The sequence below is a fragment of the Pseudomonas sp. Pseusp9 genome (genome assembly GCF_059491265.1).
The window spans coordinates 5,898,114-5,917,271 of record NZ_CP168500.1 but is presented as its reverse complement, the minus strand read 5'-3'; the positions used below and the strand labels follow the sequence as shown (position 1 = coordinate 5,917,271).

General features: G+C 53.2%; 16 protein-coding genes and 1 tRNA gene. 3 read left to right on the top strand and 14 right to left on the bottom strand.

All coding sequences use genetic code 11. The annotated features are described in order from the left end of the window. Window positions 1-88 precede the first annotated feature (88 nt). On the bottom strand, window positions 89-379 hold the full coding sequence (locus tag ACEN8E_RS27055) for a DUF3077 domain-containing protein (protein WP_495590505.1): 291 nt from the start codon (window positions 377-379) through the stop codon (window positions 89-91). Between the two features lie 632 nt (window positions 380-1,011). On the opposite strand from ACEN8E_RS27055, the gene ACEN8E_RS27050 reads away from it, so the two are divergent. Both ACEN8E_RS27050 and ACEN8E_RS27045 read left to right on the top strand, forming a co-directional pair. Further along, the gene (locus ACEN8E_RS27050; RefSeq protein WP_495593401.1) at window positions 1,012-1,326 is read left to right on the top strand and encodes a type II toxin-antitoxin system RelE/ParE family toxin; all 315 of its coding nucleotides are present in this window, start codon (window positions 1,012-1,014) and stop codon (window positions 1,324-1,326) included. Then, complete coding sequence (locus ACEN8E_RS27045; RefSeq protein ID WP_495590504.1) at window positions 1,319-1,624, top strand: XRE family transcriptional regulator; 306 nt, start codon at window positions 1,319-1,321, stop codon at window positions 1,622-1,624. The genes ACEN8E_RS27050 and ACEN8E_RS27045 overlap by 8 nt, the downstream gene beginning before the upstream one ends. 404 nt (window positions 1,625-2,028) lie before the next feature. Here ACEN8E_RS27045 and ACEN8E_RS27040 read toward each other — a convergent pair whose 3' ends face one another. From ACEN8E_RS27040 to ACEN8E_RS27025, 4 genes are all read right to left on the bottom strand, one after another. Further along, window positions 2,029-2,874 (bottom strand): SIR2 family protein, encoded by an 846-nt coding sequence (locus ACEN8E_RS27040; RefSeq protein ID WP_495590503.1) that lies wholly within the window; start codon window positions 2,872-2,874, stop codon window positions 2,029-2,031. Next, window positions 2,871-3,896 carry a ParA family protein gene (locus tag ACEN8E_RS27035; protein ID WP_495590502.1) on the bottom strand — a complete coding sequence of 342 codons (1,026 nt, stop codon included), beginning with the start codon at window positions 3,894-3,896 and terminating at the stop codon, window positions 2,871-2,873. Before ACEN8E_RS27035 ends, ACEN8E_RS27040 begins: the two co-directional genes overlap by 4 nt. An 87-nt stretch (window positions 3,897-3,983) precedes the next feature. Then, window positions 3,984-4,901 (bottom strand): PDDEXK family nuclease, encoded by a 918-nt coding sequence (locus ACEN8E_RS27030; RefSeq protein ID WP_495590501.1) that lies wholly within the window; start codon window positions 4,899-4,901, stop codon window positions 3,984-3,986. Then, window positions 4,891-5,142 carry a helix-turn-helix domain-containing protein gene (locus tag ACEN8E_RS27025; RefSeq protein WP_158683893.1) on the bottom strand — a complete coding sequence of 84 codons (252 nt, stop codon included), beginning with the start codon at window positions 5,140-5,142 and terminating at the stop codon, window positions 4,891-4,893. The genes ACEN8E_RS27030 and ACEN8E_RS27025 overlap by 11 nt, the downstream gene beginning before the upstream one ends. A 155-nt stretch (window positions 5,143-5,297) precedes the next feature. On the opposite strand from ACEN8E_RS27025, the gene ACEN8E_RS27020 reads away from it, so the two are divergent. Next, window positions 5,298-6,491 carry a DNA-methyltransferase gene (locus ACEN8E_RS27020; RefSeq protein WP_495590500.1) on the top strand — a complete coding sequence of 398 codons (1,194 nt, stop codon included), beginning with the start codon at window positions 5,298-5,300 and terminating at the stop codon, window positions 6,489-6,491. A 1,262-nt stretch (window positions 6,492-7,753) separates the two neighbouring features. Here the strand turns inward: ACEN8E_RS27020 and traJ are convergent. The 9 genes from traJ to dnaG form a co-directional block, all read right to left on the bottom strand. Continuing rightward, on the bottom strand, window positions 7,754-8,128 hold the full coding sequence (gene traJ, locus ACEN8E_RS27015) for a conjugal transfer transcriptional regulator TraJ (RefSeq protein WP_495590499.1): 375 nt from the start codon (window positions 8,126-8,128) through the stop codon (window positions 7,754-7,756). Between the two features lie 344 nt (window positions 8,129-8,472). Further along, the gene (locus ACEN8E_RS27010) at window positions 8,473-8,700 is read right to left on the bottom strand and encodes a TraK family protein (RefSeq protein WP_495590498.1); all 228 of its coding nucleotides are present in this window, start codon (window positions 8,698-8,700) and stop codon (window positions 8,473-8,475) included. Between the two features lie 18 nt (window positions 8,701-8,718). Continuing rightward, window positions 8,719-9,615 carry a helix-turn-helix domain-containing protein gene (locus tag ACEN8E_RS27005; protein WP_495590497.1) on the bottom strand — a complete coding sequence of 299 codons (897 nt, stop codon included), beginning with the start codon at window positions 9,613-9,615 and terminating at the stop codon, window positions 8,719-8,721. 4 nt (window positions 9,616-9,619) lie between these two features. Further along, window positions 9,620-9,838 (bottom strand): DNA-binding protein, encoded by a 219-nt coding sequence (locus ACEN8E_RS27000; protein ID WP_495590496.1) that lies wholly within the window; start codon window positions 9,836-9,838, stop codon window positions 9,620-9,622. A gap of 237 nt (window positions 9,839-10,075) precedes the next feature. Further along, window positions 10,076-11,152: a site-specific integrase gene (locus ACEN8E_RS26995; protein WP_495590495.1), complete on the bottom strand. Its 1,077-nt coding sequence runs from the start codon at window positions 11,150-11,152 to the stop codon at window positions 10,076-10,078. Window positions 11,153-11,278: 126 nt separating this feature from the next. Further along, window positions 11,279-11,355, bottom strand: a tRNA-Ile gene (locus tag ACEN8E_RS26990). 15 nt (window positions 11,356-11,370) lie between these two features. Next, window positions 11,371-15,117, bottom strand: coding sequence for a bifunctional diguanylate cyclase/phosphodiesterase (locus ACEN8E_RS26985; protein WP_495590494.1), 3,747 nt, complete (start codon window positions 15,115-15,117; stop codon window positions 11,371-11,373). 127 nt (window positions 15,118-15,244) lie between these two features. Further along, window positions 15,245-17,092: an RNA polymerase sigma factor RpoD gene (gene rpoD, locus ACEN8E_RS26980; protein ID WP_495590493.1), complete on the bottom strand. Its 1,848-nt coding sequence runs from the start codon at window positions 17,090-17,092 to the stop codon at window positions 15,245-15,247. A 67-nt stretch (window positions 17,093-17,159) separates the two neighbouring features. Next, window positions 17,160-19,127 carry a DNA primase gene (gene dnaG / locus ACEN8E_RS26975; RefSeq protein ID WP_160388409.1) on the bottom strand — a complete coding sequence of 656 codons (1,968 nt, stop codon included), beginning with the start codon at window positions 19,125-19,127 and terminating at the stop codon, window positions 17,160-17,162. Window positions 19,128-19,158: the final 31 nt, after the last annotated feature.

Sequence of the window (19,158 nt, the reverse complement as noted above, 5' to 3'; positions counted from 1 at the left end):
GGGTTTTTCGCGAGCAAGCTCGCTCCTTCAGGTTCCTTCATTGGCAATGCTGCTGTGATTACGCGTTGATCGGCTGGGTTGCTTCCTATTACGTTCCAGCTGACCGTCGCGTCAGCACCTTCACCACATCATCAATCACCGCTTTGCTCATCGTCGTCAGGTAATGCGCGGCCCAGGCGTGGCGGTCTGAGTTTTGAGCGTAGGAGGCATCGACGGTCAGGGACTTGGCGAGGAACAGCAGGTCGGAGGCTTGGGACAGGGCGTCGGCGATGGGGACGTCGCGGCAAACGTGGAACAGCGGTTGATTCGAGAGATACAGGAAGGGGGTGAAACCGATGGTTTTGAGTTCTGATGGTGAGGGCGAGTCTGTTTTACTCATGGGATTACTCCTGGTTATTCAAGGAGCCGCCACTTTCGTTTCCAAGCGAATGGGTGGCAGCTGAGCGCAGGTTGGAAAACCGGGAACCAGAGAAACCGGCACGCCCGAAGGCGTCCCACGCACAGCTGCCATGACACAGGATTGCAGTCGTAACAACGTCAGCAGTATTGATTGGGCGCTATTGCGTAGCGGTTCGACGGGTTTCCAAGCCCGATCACTGAATGCTCAGCGATGTCCGGAGACTATCCCGTCAAAGAAAAGCGCAACAAGGTGGCAAAGTGCCCAAAAGCAAGATTCGGAGTTTGCCTACAAGGTTTACGGACGTCATCCGATATTACGACACCCTCAGTAAACGAAGGCTGGCGCGACGAGCGATTTTCCGGGCCGGTGCATCCTCTAAGTAGTCGAGCTAAATGCCTGGCTCCTGAGTAGTCATGAGGGCACTGAAGTAATTGGCGAAACGGCAAATCCTCTGTCAGTAACCAGCGTTAACAATTGACAGAGGAATCAGGGTGGCCAGGCACTTCTGAAGCTCATACATTTATTCCTTTGAGGTTATATTCCTTTGGTGGCATATTTGTATGAAGTAGGACGTCGAATACACGGATGAGTTTGAGGCCTGGTGGGATCACCTGAACGACGCAGAACAGGACTCGGTCCAGGCCACGGTGATGTTGCTGGGCGAGGATGGTCCACACTTGGGTTTTCCACATACCAGCGATATCAAGGGTTCACGGCATGGCAACCTTCGTGAGTTAAGGGTGCAGCACGCTGGCAGGCCGTACCGTGTGCTGTATGCGTTTGATCCACGGCGCAGCGCGATTCTGCTGATTGGCGGTGATAAAACCGGTCAGGAGCGTTGGTATACGGAGCACGTTCCACTGGCCGAACGTCTCTACGACGAGCACTTGGAAACATTGAAGAAAGAGGGCTATGACAATGGCTAAAAAATTTGCTGATCTGGTGGCACGTCGTTCTCCAGAGTCTCAAGCGCGTGTCGAGGTCTTGCATCAGAAGCTACGAGCACAAATGCCGTTGCACGAGTTGCGCCAGGCGCAAGCGTTGAGTCAGGACACACTGGCCAGGACACTGCATGTCAACCAGGCTGCGATCTCCAAGATGGAGCGGCGAACGGACATGTACATCAGTACTTTACGCAACTACATCCGCGCCATGGGTGGCGAGTTGGAAATCATCGCCACTTTCCCCGAGGGCCAGGTAAAGATCGAAAACTTTGCCAACTGAACGATTAAAAAATGGCTCTACTGTTTCGGCCTATTCAGACACGCGAAAGCCGCGCATTGCGCGGCTTTCTTGTTTGGTGGGCCCACACGGACTTGAACCGTGGACCAAAGGATTATGAGTTGTTGGGCGACATGCTATGCCTAGATAAATCGTTCGTAGGTGAACGTAGGTTGGCATAGCTGGAGGCCTCGTAGCATATGGTGTTGAGCGTAACAGTCAGTAATTTGGTAAAGCTAGGTATTGTACCGTGGTTGTACCTTGTCACCACCGCGACGCCTAATTCAGTTTGTATTTCTTGGCTCCGTTCGGCTGGTTGCAGTCACAAGGATCCAGAGGCCTGAAAATGCGCCAGGGTAGACTCTCTCGTTGACAGAATCGCCACCGCTGATCCGAAGCTCTGTGGATCAACTAATCGCGCGCTTACTCTCAACTAGCTCGAGTAGTGCTTCAAGATCACCGATCAGATCGCTATGGTCGGGCCCGTACTCTAATGCTTTTATATTGTAAGCAGATGCAAGATCGCTTTTAACAAAGCCTGAGTGTGAACCCTCTTTTAATAGTGCGTAGTGAGGGCGTTGTGGATTTGCTGTTATTCGAACCTCTTCTAATAGAAGAAGCACATCAGGGTCGTCCATTCCACATCCAATAAAAATGCAAGTGTTGGTCAATAACAGAGCTTTTAATATTGAATAAAATGACGAATAATGCTCCTTGGCAGCGTGATACTCTGCTTTCGTGAATACCATTTGTTTAATATCATCAATGGTGCCATGCGCCTTTATGATCAAGCGCGTGTCAGATCTTATCTCATCTCCTAGTGAGGAGCTGTAGTAAGGAATTACCTTGAATCCTTCTGTAGAAGCCGTTAGGCAGTGCTTTTCATAAATTTTATCGAAGTTTGTGGTTATGACTAGTCTGGAGTCAAGGTTGAATATCGTTTTGTGGAGATCGCTTGGGATAAATGCTGCATTGTTGAAACATTTATCTAAGAGCGCTCGGTAATCCCCAGCGTCTGCCTGATCACGTATTGCCTGAAGAGCCAGTAATAGCTTATTGTTATTTATAAGAGCTTCGATTTCCGGTCTATGTACTATTGGCGCAAGGTTAGCAGCTTCCGTCAAGAATGCTTTCCAAGCAAGAGGACTTGCACCTTCTTCGGTTTTAGCTGACGAAGCTACTCCAGCGCCAAGAAACAAAATGCAGCGTCTCTGAGCTACTTCAGTCACCAGCGTATTGGGCCAAGTTATCATGCTTGCTCCAAATTTTTAAGCAGTTTATCGCTGATGTTAGACATGAGTAAGTTAAAATCTTTGACCTGGCCATACTGGTTGCCTACTACACCGTCTCCATACTCTAGCGAATGCATAGGCGCCTTAGCCGCCTGAGCCATGGGCACTAGGCTGTAAAGGTAAGGGATATGACCTAACTCCATGTCTTCCCCTTTTAGCCCCTCGGCAGTTAGATCTGCCATGGCATCTTTAACGGTGTCAGGAATTTTGCGCATTATTTCATCGTAAGACTTTACTGGGCGTGGCCCCGTCTTAAACTGTCGACTTACATATTGTTGAACTGAATATCCTAAGAAGCGATGTTTTTTTGAGGTGTCTTTAATTAACGTGTATTGTTCGAACGCAGCGGGACTTTCTAACATTCCATCCCTTACCGAACTCATGTATTGAGCATCCCATTTTTTTATCCAGTCCGAAATATTTTTGATTCCGAGAAGGCTGAATATATCGCATCCAAACGGTGTTACTATGTAATCACAGGACAGGATAATTGATCTGTTTAAAGCACCTAGGGAAGGGCCGACGTCAAAGACGATAATGTCATATTTGTCACTTAAGCTTTCCAGGAGCTGGTGGCACCAGTTTGTAATACGATACCCGCCGATCTCACGCCCTCGTACAGATGACCATGCGTCACTTAGCTTGTCTTCAATTATGGACATGCTTGGATGTCCAGGAATTAGATCAGTGCCATACCTATTTTTCGTGCCCAGTATGGGCTCCGCAGGCAGTTCAATCTGTGGTTCACCCATTTCAAAGGGTGAGAGATACGAGTAAAGAGTTTTCGTGGAAGAGCTACCTGTGAGGTAGATCTCTTCACATTGCGCGTCTGAAAGTAGAGCCTGAGTTGCGTTACATTGTGGGTCTGCATCCACAAGCAATACACGCTTTCCTTTGTGGATATTGATGTAGGAAACTAGGTTACATGCTAGAGTGGTTTTCCCCACCCCGCCTTTGTTGTTAAAAAAAGCTATTGATTTCACTTGATATCCCTTCTGTGATGAGTTTTGCCGTAAGGGCAAGCCTATGAATTTTTGGCCGTCGCCCGTCGGATTTTAATATGGATTTTTTTAGGGCGTTAATGAAACACTATTGGGAAGCGTAACCCCTGTCGGTCGCAATATTTCTTCACCGTCCTCACCAACATAAATGTCAAAAGGGGGGGACTGTCTTCCAGTGTTCTGTATGTTATATAACGAACCCGTTCTACCCAAAAAGGGTGCGTTGCTATCAAACCCGTCAGGAGCAAATCCTATGCAAATGAGGGGCAAGGATATTTGCTTCATAAAGTTTCTCTGGCGTAGTTCCTGAAATGATCCATTTCGGTTTGAAACTGGCCAAATTCGCGTGGCTGAGCTGGCCTTATCGGTGCTGGTGACAAATATTCCAGCGTCGATGTGGCCGGCTTGAAACAGAATAAAAAGCTTGTTTATAGCGCGGAAAGAGCTAGCAACGTTCCCGGTCTCGAATTCGACGCCGAGCCTGAAAGTTTTATCTACCGCAATTTTATCAAATAGTTTTTGATCTTCCAGCGAGAGATGGGCGATGTCATAAATGTCACTCTGCACATACATGCCGTAAAACATGGGAAATAGAGTAAAAACTGAGTCGGGTGGTAGATCTCTTGACTTTATGTAATTGTGTAAAACTTCTAGAAGTTTGTTTTTGTCACGAATTTTATAACCTGCCCCTGAATACCGGCATGTTATAATTCCGTCGATGTCTTGCTCAATTATTTTGGTCTCGCCGCGACAACCTTCAATTTTCCCTAGGTTTGACTGAAAACGCCTGGAAATAAAATTTGCCGAGTTCATTACGCACGGCGTGACCTTATTATTTCTTTGTCTTCTAAAATGTATGGTATCATTTACGATGAAGCCGCTGTCGCATGTAACTATCTCCTGAAGGCAACTTGAGATGATCTCCATGGACGTCTGCAATACCACCGGTGGGATGAACTCACCGTCGTGCTCCAACTTAATTTTCATAGTTATACGCCTCAGAGAGTCGCGTAACCACTTGCCCAGGATCTATGCCAAAGACTTGGCAGACCTCGATAAGTCGCAGCACTGAAATTTTGCTTTGACCGCTTTCGATTCTGCCGTAATGCCGACGATCAACATTGAGTGATGCGGCAACATCATCTTGGGTTAACCCAGCGCTATTTCTAGCCTGCCGTAGAAGCGCTCCGAGAATGTCATACACTTTCTTTGCTTTCTTCGTGTCCATCGGTAGCCCCTGGTGGCAAAACAATGGATGGAAAGCTATCATTCATGGGTCAAACCTCGAGGGACCCCTGGGTCCCATAATGCTCGACCATAGAAAAGTTCGATTCAGGCATGGTAAAATGATGAAGAGTTTTCATAATTATTAATGGAGTTTTAATGACGTACTCCAATCAATTCTTTAAGGCGTTGGGTGTTGACCATCGCGTGAAGTCTGAGATTAAAGCTGTAGCCGCAAAGACTGGAATTCCACTGTCAAGGCTGAATTTTTACAATCATAAAAATGTGGTTCCGTCTGGATTTGACTTGACGAAAATCACGCAAATTTTTGGTGTTTCTGAAGTCCAACTTCGTTTGAATATGGGTCGGCTGGATCGTGCTTTAATTGAGCTGATCCAGAACAGTTCTGACCAGGTTCTTCGAGCGATCAGTCCATCTGCTACTGAGGAAAAACCAACCTCGAATGTCAAAGAGGTATTCGCAACTGAGCTAGGAAAGCTTTATGAGGCGGACTGTCTAGAAGTTCTACGATCTATAGAAAGCGATTCTGTCGATCTAGTTTTTGCTGATCCGCCTTTTAATCTTGACAAGCTCTATCCTTCCAATATGGATGACAATATAAGGGAGGAGGAATATCTCAAGTGGATGGAAGAGTGGCTTAAGGAATGCGTTAGGGTGCTAAAGCACGGCGGGGCTTTGTTCACTTGGAATCTTCCAGTGTGGAATAGCAATATTGCTGCCTTCCTACATGGGTCTTTAACGTTCAAGCATTGGGTTGGCGTGGATATAAAGTACAGTTTACCTATCCAAGGTAGATTGTATCCTTCTCATTACTCTCTTTTGTACTTTGTGAAAGGTGAAAAAGCTAATAAGTTGGTGGCGGACCGCCTTCCTACGCCTACATGTCCTAGTTGCTTTGGGGATATTAAAGATTATGGCGGATATAAGCATAAAATGAATCCGCTAGGTATTAGTCTGACTGATATGTGGACTGATATTCCGCCTGTACGCCATGCGAAATACAAGAAGAGGGTTGGATCAAATGAGCTCTCCATTAAACTGCTTGATAGAATTATTGAAATGTCAACCAATGAGGGTGATTTGGTGTTTGACCCATTCGGTGGGTCGGGAACAACATTTGTTGTGTCCGAATTAAAAGGAAGACGTTGGATAGGCTGTGAAGTAGGTCCTTGTGAAGATATAATTCAGCGATTTGATAATATAAGTGAAGATCGGGAGCACCTAGAACGCATCCGCGCGAAGCTGAATCATCTCTTTGTTCCAGCAATTGCACTGGAACGAGAGCGACGGGGCTTGTGGACCGCCCAATCTGTTAGCAAGAAACGTGAATGAGCTAGTCGGTATCTAGATCTGGTCCGGCAATCATGCCGTCGATTTGTCCGGGGGGTTATGGCGGTCTAGCACGCTGGCTGAGAGACGTCCTCGCGCCTCCGCTGCGCTAAGCGGCACAACGAGTTGACCTTCACCATTCACGCCGTAGATTCCCAGGCGGCAGACGCTCAGCGTGTATCGCGAACAGTGAAATGGCAGTCCGGGCATATGCGGGTGATAGCTACTCAGTCTTTGATATCTCAGACGAGATCAAAGGACTGTGAGATGAGCTAACAGAGCGGGCTTCTAGTTCCGAGAGTGTGTTTACCCCTTTACCCTGCAGAATAGACCGAAGCGTCGTTCGCGTGACGAAGGTTGGCGGTGCGTCAATGACGCTGATCTGCTCATCAATGAATTGCGGTTCTGTTGGAGTGATGGGCTGCTTCATACTGCTGCTCCTGGGCGGTGGTAAGAAAGTCTGGCACAGTTCACTGCGACGGTATCGGTCGAGCGCCGCCTTGGCTTGGATTATTGATTACGAAGTCCGAATTTTCATCGGCGCGCCTGCTCAAATTATTGCCCTAGAACACAGGTTTGTTGCCAGCATGCGATCTCTTGCTGCTCTCATCAATCGCTGTCGCTTACCATGCTCCTACCGTGCTTGCTATCGCGGTACTGGTTTGGTTGCTCATTCTCTAACTCACATGATCCGTTATAAGCGACCTTACGTTAGCGGCTAGCCTCCCTGCAGTCGCCACTTGCATAGCCTGAACCCTGTCCGCTGCCTTGGCCTATAGCTTGCGCTAAAGCCAAGTTACCTTGGCCGCCGGAAATTTGCTGGTATGAATCGCCGCTTAAGTTATCGGTGTTGTTCGAGATGCCTTCCATATTGGCCTGAGCTGCTTTGAATAGAGCACTGACTGCCGAAGGCTGCCATTGTGGCTGCTCCTATCGCGGCTCCTGCGCCGAGGCTCCCGATCATCGAAGATTTCCCTCCTGGGTTGGCAATTTCGGCCTGCATGCGCGGTAGCTTGTTTACCGGAGTGAGCTATATCACGGACGCTACGAGCGGCACGCAGGGGCTGTTCAAATCGTGCGTCCTTCCACGACGTTTTGAAGAGCGCTGCTCGTCGCTTGATTGGAATTGGCGTCGTCGATCCTGGAACGCCGCAAGTGCGACATGGAAGGGCAGGGCGATGATCAGCCAGCTCCGTCCATCGTATGGTTCGTGGCATGCTCACGTGGACTCCAAAAGGAAAAATGAGGTATGGAGTTTTTGGTCGCTAAAATTTCAGTGCCTGGACCAACCGTAGCATCTCGTCTTGGTTGGCCTCGATTCGCTTCAACAGAGCCCGCACGACACTGGGTGTCCAAGTACTGCCGCAGGTCGCCAGTTTGGGGTCATCGGTTAGCCACAGCTTCAGCAATCCACCAAGTCTGCCCTGGTCTGCGTTAACCTTTACGAGTTGCAAAACATATGCGGAGTCGAGCGTACTTTTGATTACGTAACCTAGGCTCAGCCGCCGTAGGTATTCCGCAACTGTCAAATTCACGTTTGCTGCATTCTTTTTAATTATCTGCTCCTCGCTAGGTAAGACCGGCACTCGAAGATGCTTTCCGTGTTTTCGGGTTTGTTCCTGCCGTTTGTTGGAACTCATTAGTGAACCTCCTTCTGGTGTCCATAACGTCGCGGTAGCGACCTGCCTCGCAGAGCAAGAGAGCATTGAGTGCCGCAGGCACGAATTCGCGATAGTGAAATTGGCTAACCGACTTGTCGGTTGGCTAACTTCACCTGTCTTGCCCTGCAACTAACCGTTGTTTTAGCGAACAGTGTTGATAGTCTGGGCCGAGGCAAGGCGTTGTTTTACCGATCAATAACAGGTTGATCGCGAGAACAACGCAATTGTTCGGCAAAAGAATGCCGATAGCTGTATTGATCGCTATAACAACGCTTAAAGTTCGGGTGGTGATTCCCTGATTGATCTGCTTAGAAATCGGCGCTTTATGTGGCAATGAGGGTGTGAGCATATCGGCGAAACGCTTGATAACCGAAATTGACTACACCTTCTTCATTCAGAGTTTTCCAAATGCTCAGCAGTGAGCATCCTCGTTGAACTGCATCTTGTATTTCTGATCGATGGATGACCATGACCGCGCGGTGAGCCAATGGACTTGTTGGGTCGGCGCGTTGAATCACATGCTCTGCAATTCTGAGGCTCAGTGGTTTCATAGCGTGCTCCTTATCGACCTATTCGTCATGACCTAAGGATGGCCCCTCATTTGTTAAGTCGTAGCGTGACGACGATTTTGAGCCTCGCTTAGTTTTCTTTAACTTACTTAGATATTCAAACCCTACGTTGGATCGCTCGGTAGACTTAACACTTGGGGGGCAATTACGTGCTTGCACTTGCGGCGTCCCGGGCAGAGTCTGTGGGCCCCCCTCCAGACACGGTCGTGGCGGTGCAGGCCTGAAGTTGAAGGTGCCCTCCCGGTATCGCTTGAGCACACCATGGAACCAGCGGATCGGTGTCGTCTTGATCGTTCCTGATTTGATCGCCGCAGATAGCTCGTCGAGCATGCGTTGTCGATCAGCAGGAGCTACTTGCTCGAGTGCTTTGAAAACTTGGTCGCTGGTTTCCGCTAGCATCGGAGCCGTTAGCCGCAGCTCCTGCGCGCCTAGCCCCGGGGCGGGTTGCTGGGATGTAGTAGTATTTTGATTTTTTAGTTTTTTTGTTTTGTAAGTATTTATAGGTTTCTGATTCTCCGAAGGTGGGCGATCCGAATGCGGGTTTTCCGTATACGGGGATTCGTGAATGATTTCCGGTGCCTCGGTACGTTTTGGATGATCGCTTAGCCGCCATTCGTATCCTGCATAATGACCGCGTGCGTCGTATTTTTGCGCTATCTCCAAGTACCCGGCTTCCTGTAACTCTTTTATCCCAGACCTAATCGCAGTAGTACCTGTCTTGTGTTTGTCGGCCAGCCGCTCGACGTTGAGGTATTCATAGTCGGGTGGCAAGGACAGTAATGCCGAGATTAGCCCCTTTGCCTTCAGGCTTAGGTTTTCGTCATTGATTATATGATTGGGTATCATTGTGAAGCCTCTTGATTGGCTCTGTCTTTCCACAATAAAAGTTATATACATACCGCTAGTCCTGATCTATAGCTTTGGCGACATCGGCAGTGCGGAAGTAAATCCTTCTTCCAATCTTTACCTTGCAGGGTGAAAATTTTCGAGAAACTTCATTGTCACCACTCAAGCTGATCCGTAGACCATCCTTACTTCTGTGAAGTAGCTCAGCTAGCTGGTCAATAGACAAGAGCGGAGCCCCAGAAAAAAGCGCGCGTATTGATTCTTCGGTTGTCATAGTTCGGTCTCATCCGGTTAATTTCGGATATCCTATGACACACTTAAGTAACTTTGGAAGCTCTTTGTGGAAAATTATATTGACATTTATAACTTTAGCTAAACTTCGCTTGAAAGTTGTAGCTAAAGCATGTGGCAGTGGACACGATTTTAGCCGCTAAAATTCTAGGTTTTTTATAGTTGAGAGTTTTGGCTTGTTATTTGTTAATGCGCTTTAGCTAAATTTTCTTTTTTTTGTTTAGCTAAAGTATTTTGTTTTTTTGTTGGAGATACTGTCCAACTTTGCCACCAGGTCTTCTGACCGTAGGTGCGTGTATCGCTTCAGCATCTGCATTGATTTGTGGCCGCTGATGCTGGATACCTCTTGGTCAGAAAGGCCGCCTTCCACGAGGCGGCTCACCGCCTCGTGTCTTAGGTCGTGGAATCTGAAATCCGGCAACTCTAGCTTTTTAACGAGCAATCCCCACACTTTGGTAAAGGAATAAGGTCGACGCTTTGCATCCTTGCCAGGCTCACCGAAGAACACCAGGCTGCAGTCACTCGGCCGAGCTGGATTTTCCATAGCCGACTGGAAAAGCGCTGTTGCCCGTTTGCTCAAAGGCACAGTACGTTGTGCATCGTTCTTGGTATCCACAAGCTTCACGATGCGACGCTCTAGATCGACCTGGCGCCGGTGTAGTGAGCTGATCTCTGTCGACCGCATACCCGTCTCCAGAGCGATACCAACGATCCAGCCAAGCATGGGGTTGCTGTGCTTGTTCACGGCGGCCAGTAAACGGCGCTCCTCGTCAGGTGATAACCGACGATTGCGGCCTTCCCCTGGGCTAGGTTTGCGGATGTTTAGGACTGGGTTGAATGTGAGGCCCAGCCCCCATTCTTGAATTGCGACCGTGAATAGGTGGCTCAGCAGAGCGAGCTCTAGGCGTACGGTGTTATTGCTGGTAGTGCCGGCACGCCCTTTTTCGTTTAGGCGTTTGTCGCGGTAGCTCGCGATAGTTTCAGCGGAAAGGGCCGCGAGTGAATATTTGCCCAGGTGTTCTGTGAGCTTCTTCGCTTTCGACGTTTCGCCGCGCTGGGTGGTGGGCTTCTTGGTGGGGGTAATGTCGCTCAAGTAGCGCTTGAGGGCTGCTTCCAGCGTCATGCGCTCGGACCCGCTGCGCTGGATGTAAACACCCCTGACCATTTCGTCTTCTGTACGTCGTGACCAGTCCTCGGCATCACGCTTGGTGCGGAAGGTTTTCGCTACTGTTGGCCATCCGGTTTTACGGATTAACGCCTTCCAGGTGCCAGAAGGGGTTTTAACGAGTGTTGCCATCTGAAGGACTCCAAAGGTGTACTGGCGCACCAGCACTGTACCGATTTTGTACCTTTGGACCATAGGACTGCATTTGATGTGGTCCCGCCAGAAACGCGAAAGCCGCGCAATGCGCGGCTTTGAGTATGGTGGGCCCACACGGACTTGAACCGTGGACCAAAGGATTATGAGTCCTCTGCTCTAACCAACTGAGCTATAGGCCCTCAGTAGGCCGCGGATTATAACGACGGTTTCGCGACTGTGCCATCCGAAAAAGTCATTACGGTTGTACGAAGAAACGTCGCGGCATATTCGTCCGGGGGGAGTGGCGGGCTGACGATATAGCCCTGGATTTGCTCGCAACCCTCGGCGGCGAGGAATTGCTGTTGCGCCTGGGTCTCGACGCCTTCGGCAATCACGGTGAACTGCATGTTGCGTCCGAGCGCGATGATGGCGCTTACGATCGCCGCATCGTGGGGATCGTCCGGCAGGCCGCGGACGAAGGATTGGTCGATCTTGAGGATGTCCAGAGGCAGTCGCTTGAGGTAACTCAGGGAGGAGTAACCGGTGCCGAAGTCATCGATGGCCAGTTGCACTCCCAGATGTTTGAGTTGATGCAGCACCGCCAGCGCTTCTTCGGCCTGGCTCATGATGAAGTTTTCGGTGATTTCCAGTTGCAGGAAACCCGGGTTGAGCTGGTTGTCCTTGAGCAACTGTTCGATACGACCCAGCAGGTTGGGTTGGCGCAATTGGGCGCCGGCAAGGTTGACCGAGAGTGGGCCGGGATTTTCGTACAATCGGTGCCATTCGGCCATCTGCCGGCAGGCGGTTTCCAAGACCCAGTCGCCGATTTGCAGGATCATGCCGTTCTCTTCAGCCAGCGGGATGAAGTGTTCCGGCGGTACATCGCCAAAGGTCGGGTGGCGCCAGCGGATCAGGGCTTCGGCGCCGACCAGGCTGTAGTCATTGAGGCTGATTTTCGGCTGGTAGCACAGGTGCAACTCGTTGCGCTCGATGGCGCGGCGCAGTTCGTGTTCCAGCGCCACGCGTTCGCTGGCCTGGGCGGTGAGGTCGCGGGTGTAGCTTTCGACACGGTTGCGGCCCTTGGCCTTGGAGCTGTACATCGCGGCGTCGGCGTTCTTGATCAATGTGGCAACGTCGCAGCCATCCTTCGGATAGAGACTGGTGCCGATGCTGGCGCTGATGAAAAACTCGTGTTCGCCGGCCTGGAACGGCGCGGCGAAACAATTGAGCAATTTGGTGGCGATGTTGTCGGCATCACTGGGTTGTTGCAGGCCCGGCAGCAGGATAATGAACTCGTCACCGCCCAGGCGCGCCACGGTGTCGATGTCACGCAGCTGCTCCTTGAGACGTACGGCAATGCCCTTGAGCAACAGGTCGCCGACCGGGTGGCCCAGACTGTCATTGATGTGCTTGAAGCGGTCGAGGTCAAGGAACAACACGGCACCCTGGCCACCATTTTCCTTTTGGCTATTGAGCGCGGTGAGCAAGCGGCTTTCAAACAAAGTGCGGTTGGGCAGGCCGGTCAGCGGATCGTGATGCGCTTGATAGTCGAGTTTGGCCTGGGCGTGTTTGAGGCTGGAAATATCGGCGAACACCGCAACAAAGTGGGTGATGAATTTTTCGCGGTTGCGGACGGCGCTGATGGTCAGCCAGCTCGGGTAAAGCTCGCCGTTCTTGCGTCGGTTGGATATCTCGCCTTGCCAGTGACCCTCGGCAGTCAATTGATGCCACATGGCCGCGTAAAACGCGCTGTCGTGCAGGCCGGAGGCGAGCAGGCGTGGCGTATGGCCCAGGGCTTCGCTCTCGCTGTAGCCGGTGATTTCAGTGAACGCACGGTTGACCGCACTGATGTGTTGCTGGGTATCGGTGATCAATACGCCTTCGGCGGTGCTCTCGAACACGGTGGCAGCCTGTTGCAGTTTTTCCTGCATCAGGTGTCGTTCGGTGATGTCTCGGGCGATGGTCAGCATGCAGTCGTCATCGCCAATCGGCAGGGGGCGGCTGGACACTTCGCAGAGGCGGATCTGCCCGTCACTGCGGCGGATATGGCAGCTGAAGTCGCGAACGAAACCGTCCCGGTGCAGCAGATCGAGCATCTGTTTGCGTTCGTTCAGGTTGACCCAGATACCGAGTTCCAGCGCCGAGCGATCCACCGACATCGCGCTGTTGAACCCGGTAATGCGGCTGAAGCCTTCGTTGACCTCCAGCAGCAAGCCATCGCTTTGCCGCGACAGCAGCAAGCCGTCGGGGGAGGCGTGGAAGGCTTTGGCGAATTTTTCTTCGGAGGTTTGCAGTTGCTGCTGGGTTTCCTTGAGCTGGGTGATGTCCCGCACCACGACCACCAGCGCCGATGTCATGTCGAGGTTGAACGGTTCAGCTGAGATCAGGCCGGTAAACACGTGGCCATTGCTGCGACGAAAGGGCATTTCCAGGTTGCGGATGCTGCCGGCCTGCAAGCGTTGCAACAGGCCCGGCCCAACGCCGGGTATGCCCCAGATGTTCAGGTCGGTGGCGGTGCGGCCAATGACGTCATCGGCCTTGAGGCCGATCTGTTCTTCGAACGCTTCGTTGACTTCCAGCAGGCAACCGTCGCTCAGGCGCGCGATCACCAGAATGTCCGGGCATTGCTGGAACACCGAAGCGAATTTCTGTTCTGACAGGCGCAGCGCTTCTTCGGTGCGCTTGGCGTCGGTGATGTCGATCATCAGCCCGCGCAACACCGGCTCATGTCCGTGCTCGATCAGGCTGACGATATCGCGCACCCAAAGACAGCGACCGTCGGCGGTGATCACCCGGTAATCGAGGCGGTGATCGCGACCGGCCAGTATTTCGTGGTCGCAGAAGTTCTGGGCGCGGGTGAGGTCGGCGGGGTGAATGATGTTGCGCCAGAAGCCCGGAATGAGCCATTGGGACAGGGGATAGCCAAGAAGGTCTTCGGCGTGGGGCGATACATAGCTGTAGGTGTAGTCGGTGACCTTTGCTTCCCAGGCGATGGCCGACAGGCTCTCCACCAGGCCTCGGTAGTGGTATTCGCTGCTGCGCAGTTCCTGTTCAAGATCGACCCGGCGGGCGATTTCCGAACTCAGGCGGCGGTTGATGCGGATAACCGACGCCAGCACGATGGTCAGCAGCAGCAATCCAGGCAGGCCATACACCAACAGGTCATTCCAGATGGTTCGATGATCGAGGACGTTGCCGACCCAATGCTCCTGAATGGCACTGATTTCGGCGGGGCTCATGTCCGCCAGGACTTTGTCAAGAATACTGACAAGCATCGTGTTGTTGCGAGGCACCGCCATAGCCAGTTGATAGCGATAGGGTGTTTCACCGCTGACATACAACCCATCGAGCCTGAGCTGGCGCAAGCTCCAGACGCTGGACGCCAGATCGCCCACCACGGCGTCCACTGCGTCGGTGGCCAGTGCCTGCAACGCTGAGCTGACGTTGGGCATCGCCACCAGGTTCAGGTCGGGGTGGTGGGTGCGCAGCAGCTCATGGGGGGCGTAGTTTTCCACCACGGCGATTTTCAGGCCGTACAGGTCTTGCAGGTTGTGTGGCTGGGGCCCCCCGACATGGGCCAGGATAACAATCGGAAAGTCCAGATAGGGGCGAGTGAACGACAGGTATTTCTGGCGTTCAGGGGTCGACATGATGCCCGGCAGCAGGTCAAGTTTGCCCTTTTTGGCTTGTTCCAGGACCGCAGTCCAGCTCACTGGCTCGATGGGCGTGAGCCGGGTTGCCAGCCTTTTGCGAATGGCCTCGATGTAATCCGCGGCAAGACCCTGGTAGCGGCCCTCATCGTCGCGAAACTCGAACGGTGGCCACGACGCATCGACACCCAGACGCAAGTCCGGGTGAGCCGCCAGCCAGCTACGTTCATCGTCGGTTAGAGTCAGCGCGCCAGCCGTTGCGGTCCAGGTCATCAGCGACAGCAAAAAAAGCACGGTCGGCAATCTGGGCATAACGGTCTCGTTATGGCTCTGGGGAATGTTTCGAGTGTAGACGGGCTACGGGGTAGAGGGAGTGGAGGTGCTGAGATATTAATCTGCCATAAAACAAAACCCCCGGCCTGGGCCGGGGGTTCTGGTATCACTCGTCGAGGAAGGAGCGCAGATGCTCGCTTCTCGTCGGGTGGCGCAGCTTGCGCAGCGCCTTGGCTTCGATCTGACGAATCCGCTCACGGGTTACGTCGAACTGCTTACCAACCTCCTCGAGGGTGTGGTCGGTATTCATGTCGATACCGAAACGCATGCGCAGTACCTTGGCTTCACGGGCAGTGAGGCCGGACAACACTTCGCGAGTCGCTTCTTTAAGGCTCTCAACGGTTGCAACATCGATTGGCGACTGCATGGTCGAGTCTTCGATGAAGTCACCCAGATGGGAGTCTTCGTCATCACCGATCGGGGTTTCCATGGAGATCGGCTCTTTAGCGATCTTCAATACCTTGCGGATCTTGTCCTCAGGCATTTCCATGCGTTCGCCCAGCTCTTCCGGGGTCGGTTCGCGACCCATTTCCTGCAGCATCTGGCGGGAAATGCGGTTGAGCTTGTTGATCGTCTCGATCATGTGCACCGGGATACGGATGGTGCGGGCCTGGTCGGCGATCGAGCGAGTGATCGCCTGACGGATCCACCAGGTGGCATAAGTCGAGAATTTGTAGCCGCGACGGTATTCGAACTTGTCTACCGCTTTCATCAAGCCAATGTTGCCTTCCTGGATCAGATCGAGGAATTGCAGGCCACGGTTGGTGTACTTCTTGGCGATCGAAATCACCAGACGCAAGTTGGCTTCAACCATTTCTTTCTTCGCGCGGCGGGCCTTGGCCTCACCGATCGACATGCGACGGTTGATGTCCTTGATTTCGGCGATGGTCAAACCGGTTTCGGTTTCCAGCGCGGTCAGCTTCTGCTGGCAACGGATGATATCCGGCTGCAGGCGGCCAATGGCTTCGGCGTATTTGCCTTTGCCTTTGGCCAGGGCATCGCTCCAGCTTTCGTCGACTTCGTTGCCCGGGAACTGGCGCAGGAAGTCTGCACGCGGCATGCGCGCATCACGAACGCAGAGCTGCATGATTGCGCGCTCTTGCTGACGCAGGCGATCCAGGGCGCTGCGAACACGCTCGACCAGGGCTTCGAATTGCTTCGGCACCAGTTTGATCGGCATGAACAGATCGGCCAGGGCCAGCAACTCGGCAACCGCTGCCTTGTTGTGACGACCGTGCTTTTTCAGCGCCTTGCGGGTGATTTCCATCTGATCGGCCACAGCGCCAAAACGCTGGGCGGCGATGATCGGATCCGGACCGCTTTCGGCTTCTTCCTCGTCATCCGAGGCTTCACCGTCTTCGTCGTCGGAATCGTCATCCGCCTTGACGGCTTTCGCGTCAATCGGCGGTGGCACTTCTGCCGCAGGCGGCGCAATGCCATCGTCCGGGTCGATATAACCGCTCAGGACGTCGGACAGGCGACCACCTTCGGTGGTGACGCGGGTGTACTCGGAGAGAATATGATCAACCGTGCCAGGGAAGTGCGCGATTGCGCTCATCACTTCACGGATGCCCTCTTCAATACGCTTGGCGATTTCGATTTCGCCTTCACGCGTGAGGAGTTCCACCGTACCCATTTCGCGCATGTACATGCGCACCGGGTCGGTAGTGCGACCAATGTCGGTCTCGACCGCAGCCAACGCTGCAGCGGCCTCTTCGGCTGCGGCTTCGTCGGTATCGGCGTCGGCCAGCATAAGGGAATCCTTATCTGGCGCAACCTCGAATACGTTGATCCCCATGTCATTGATCATGCGGATGATGTCTTCCACCTGTTCCGGATCTGAAATATCCTCCGGCAGGTGGTCGTTGACCTCCGCGTAAGTCAGGTAGCCCTGCTCACGACCAAGTGTGATCAACTCTTTGATACGAGACTGCTGTTGCGCTTTTCCGGACATAACACCCTATCCACTGAAGGTCTTGGCGGGCAAAAAACAAGCCGAGGATTATACCTGAGCTATGACCTCACGCGCCAGTTGAGGTCGGGTTTGATGCGGAAACATTGCGACTCAAGAGGTCGCGCAGTTGGTTTTTCTCTTCGCTGGTCAATTCGCTTTGACGTGCTTTTCTAAGAAGTTGTTCCAGGTTTCGCTCGCGTTGGCGGGCTGACAAGCTAGTAATGGTGTCGAAAAACTGTTGTTCAAGGTTGTCTCCATCAATCAGCCACTCCTTTTCCGCCAGGGCCTTGAGCAAACGGCCTTGTTCTGTGCCGTGCCAGCGCGCAATCAGCTGAATTGAGTTTAGCTTGGGATTCTTCTGCACGGCTTCGAGTAGCGCCACCAGCAATTGTGTGTTGGTGTGATCCTCGGCGGCGAAGTGCCCGGCATCCTCGACTTTTTCGGCCAGTTGCGGGTGATGCAGCAGGGTGCGCAAGGCGGCGAGGGTCGGCGGTTCTACGGCGGCGGGCACGCGTGGCGCGCGGGGTTGATCGCGATCACCGCCCCGTTTGCCGTTCTTGTCCCACGGTTTCTTGTCCCATTTCTTGCCTCCTGCACCGGGTTTCTTCGGCGTCCATTCCTGCTGCGGCACATACATTTCCTGCGCCTGCGGCTGATGATAGTCGCTGTAATCGGGCATTGCGTCGTAATCGATGCCCGGGTCGTAGGCCGGCGGTGCTTCTTGCGGGGCGCTTTGTGCCAGCTGGCTTACCGCTTCGCCGCTCAGGCCGGTGATTTCACTCAGACGCTGACGCATCAAGGTGCGCAGGTTGGCGCCCGGGACTTTGTCGATCAACGGCGCGGCGAGGGTAGCCATGTGGGCCTTGCCTTCAAGCGAGCGCGGGTCGGCTTCTTCTGTCAGTTGCTGGAAGAAGTAATCGGCCAGAGGCTGTGCGTGCTGGTTGATGCGTGCGCGGAAGGCGTCGGTGCCTTCGGAGCGGACCAGGGTGTCCGGGTCTTCGCCTTCGGGCAGGAACAGGAAGCGTGCGCGACGACCGTCCTGCAAGCTCGAAAGTGTCGCCTCCAGTGCCCGCCATGCGGCATTGCGACCGGCCTGATCGCCGTCGAAGCAGAACAGCACGTTAGGCACGACGCGAAACAGCCGCTTGAGGTGCTCCTCGCTGGTGGCGGTGCCCAGGGTCGCGACGGCATTGCGCAGGCCTTGCTGGGCCAAGGCAATGACGTCCATGTAACCTTCGACGACGATGATCTCGTCGAGGTTGCGGTTGGTCTTGCGCGCTTCGTACAGGCCGTAGAGCTCCTGGCCTTTGTGGAAGACCGGGGTCTCCGGGGAGTTCAGGTACTTCGGCTTGTCGTCGCCCAATACCCGGCCGCCAAAGGCGATGACACGCCCGCGACTGTCGCGGATCGGAAACATTACACGGTCGCGGAAACGGTCGTAGCGTTTACCGCTTTCGGCGTTTTCGATCAGCAGGCCGGCATCGATCATGGCTTTTTGTTGCAGGGTATCGCTGCTCAAGTGCTTGAACAGGTTATCCCAGCCTGGCGGAGCAAAGCCGAGACCGAAGTCCCGGGCGATTTCGCCGGTCAGCCCGCGACCTTTCAGGTAGTCCACGGCGGCCTTGCGCGATGGGTGGCTTTTCAGGGCCTGGCGATAAAAGTCGGCGGCGGCACTGAGTAGCGGATACAGGGGCGAATCGGTCGGCTGTCGCGGCTTGTGCGGTCGGCCGCTTTCTTCGCGGGGGATTTCCATGCCGGCGGCCTTGGCCAGTTCTTCGACGGCCTGGACGAAATCCAGGTTGTCGTGGTCCATGATAAAGCCGAGGGCGTTGCCGCCAGCGCCGCAGCCGAAGCAGTAATAGAACTGCTTGTCGGGGCTGACGCTGAACGACGGAGTCTTCTCTTTGTGGAACGGACAGCAGGCGGTGTGGTTCTTGCCGGCTTTTTTCAGTTGCAGGCGCGAGCTGACCACGTCGACGATGTCGGTGCGGTTCAGAAGGTCGTCAATGAAGCTCTGGGGAATTAGCCCGGCCATGGCGTTCTCGTCATCTGCGCTGAAAAGGAAC

Coding starts and splice junctions, on each gene's coding strand:
- ACEN8E_RS27055 (WP_495590505.1), bottom strand. CDS start 379: ATGAGTAAAACAGACTCGCCCTCACCATCAGAACTCAAAACCATCGGT.
- ACEN8E_RS27045 (WP_495590504.1), top strand. CDS start 1,319: ATGGCTAAAAAATTTGCTGATCTGGTGGCACGTCGTTCTCCAGAGTCT.
- ACEN8E_RS27040 (WP_495590503.1), bottom strand. CDS start 2,874: ATGATAACTTGGCCCAATACGCTGGTGACTGAAGTAGCTCAGAGACGC.
- ACEN8E_RS27030 (WP_495590501.1), bottom strand. CDS start 4,901: ATGAAAATTAAGTTGGAGCACGACGGTGAGTTCATCCCACCGGTGGTA.
- ACEN8E_RS27025 (WP_158683893.1), bottom strand. CDS start 5,142: ATGGACACGAAGAAAGCAAAGAAAGTGTATGACATTCTCGGAGCGCTT.
- ACEN8E_RS27020 (WP_495590500.1), top strand. CDS start 5,298: ATGACGTACTCCAATCAATTCTTTAAGGCGTTGGGTGTTGACCATCGC.
- traJ (WP_495590499.1), bottom strand. CDS start 8,128: ATGAGTTCCAACAAACGGCAGGAACAAACCCGAAAACACGGAAAGCAT.
- ACEN8E_RS27010 (WP_495590498.1), bottom strand. CDS start 8,700: ATGAAACCACTGAGCCTCAGAATTGCAGAGCATGTGATTCAACGCGCC.
- ACEN8E_RS27005 (WP_495590497.1), bottom strand. CDS start 9,615: ATGTATATAACTTTTATTGTGGAAAGACAGAGCCAATCAAGAGGCTTC.
- ACEN8E_RS27000 (WP_495590496.1), bottom strand. CDS start 9,838: ATGACAACCGAAGAATCAATACGCGCGCTTTTTTCTGGGGCTCCGCTC.
- ACEN8E_RS26995 (WP_495590495.1), bottom strand. CDS start 11,152: ATGGCAACACTCGTTAAAACCCCTTCTGGCACCTGGAAGGCGTTAATC.
- ACEN8E_RS26985 (WP_495590494.1), bottom strand. CDS start 15,117: ATGCCCAGATTGCCGACCGTGCTTTTTTTGCTGTCGCTGATGACCTGG.
- rpoD (WP_495590493.1), bottom strand. CDS start 17,092: ATGTCCGGAAAAGCGCAACAGCAGTCTCGTATCAAAGAGTTGATCACA.
- dnaG (WP_160388409.1), bottom strand. CDS start 19,127: ATGGCCGGGCTAATTCCCCAGAGCTTCATTGACGACCTTCTGAACCGC.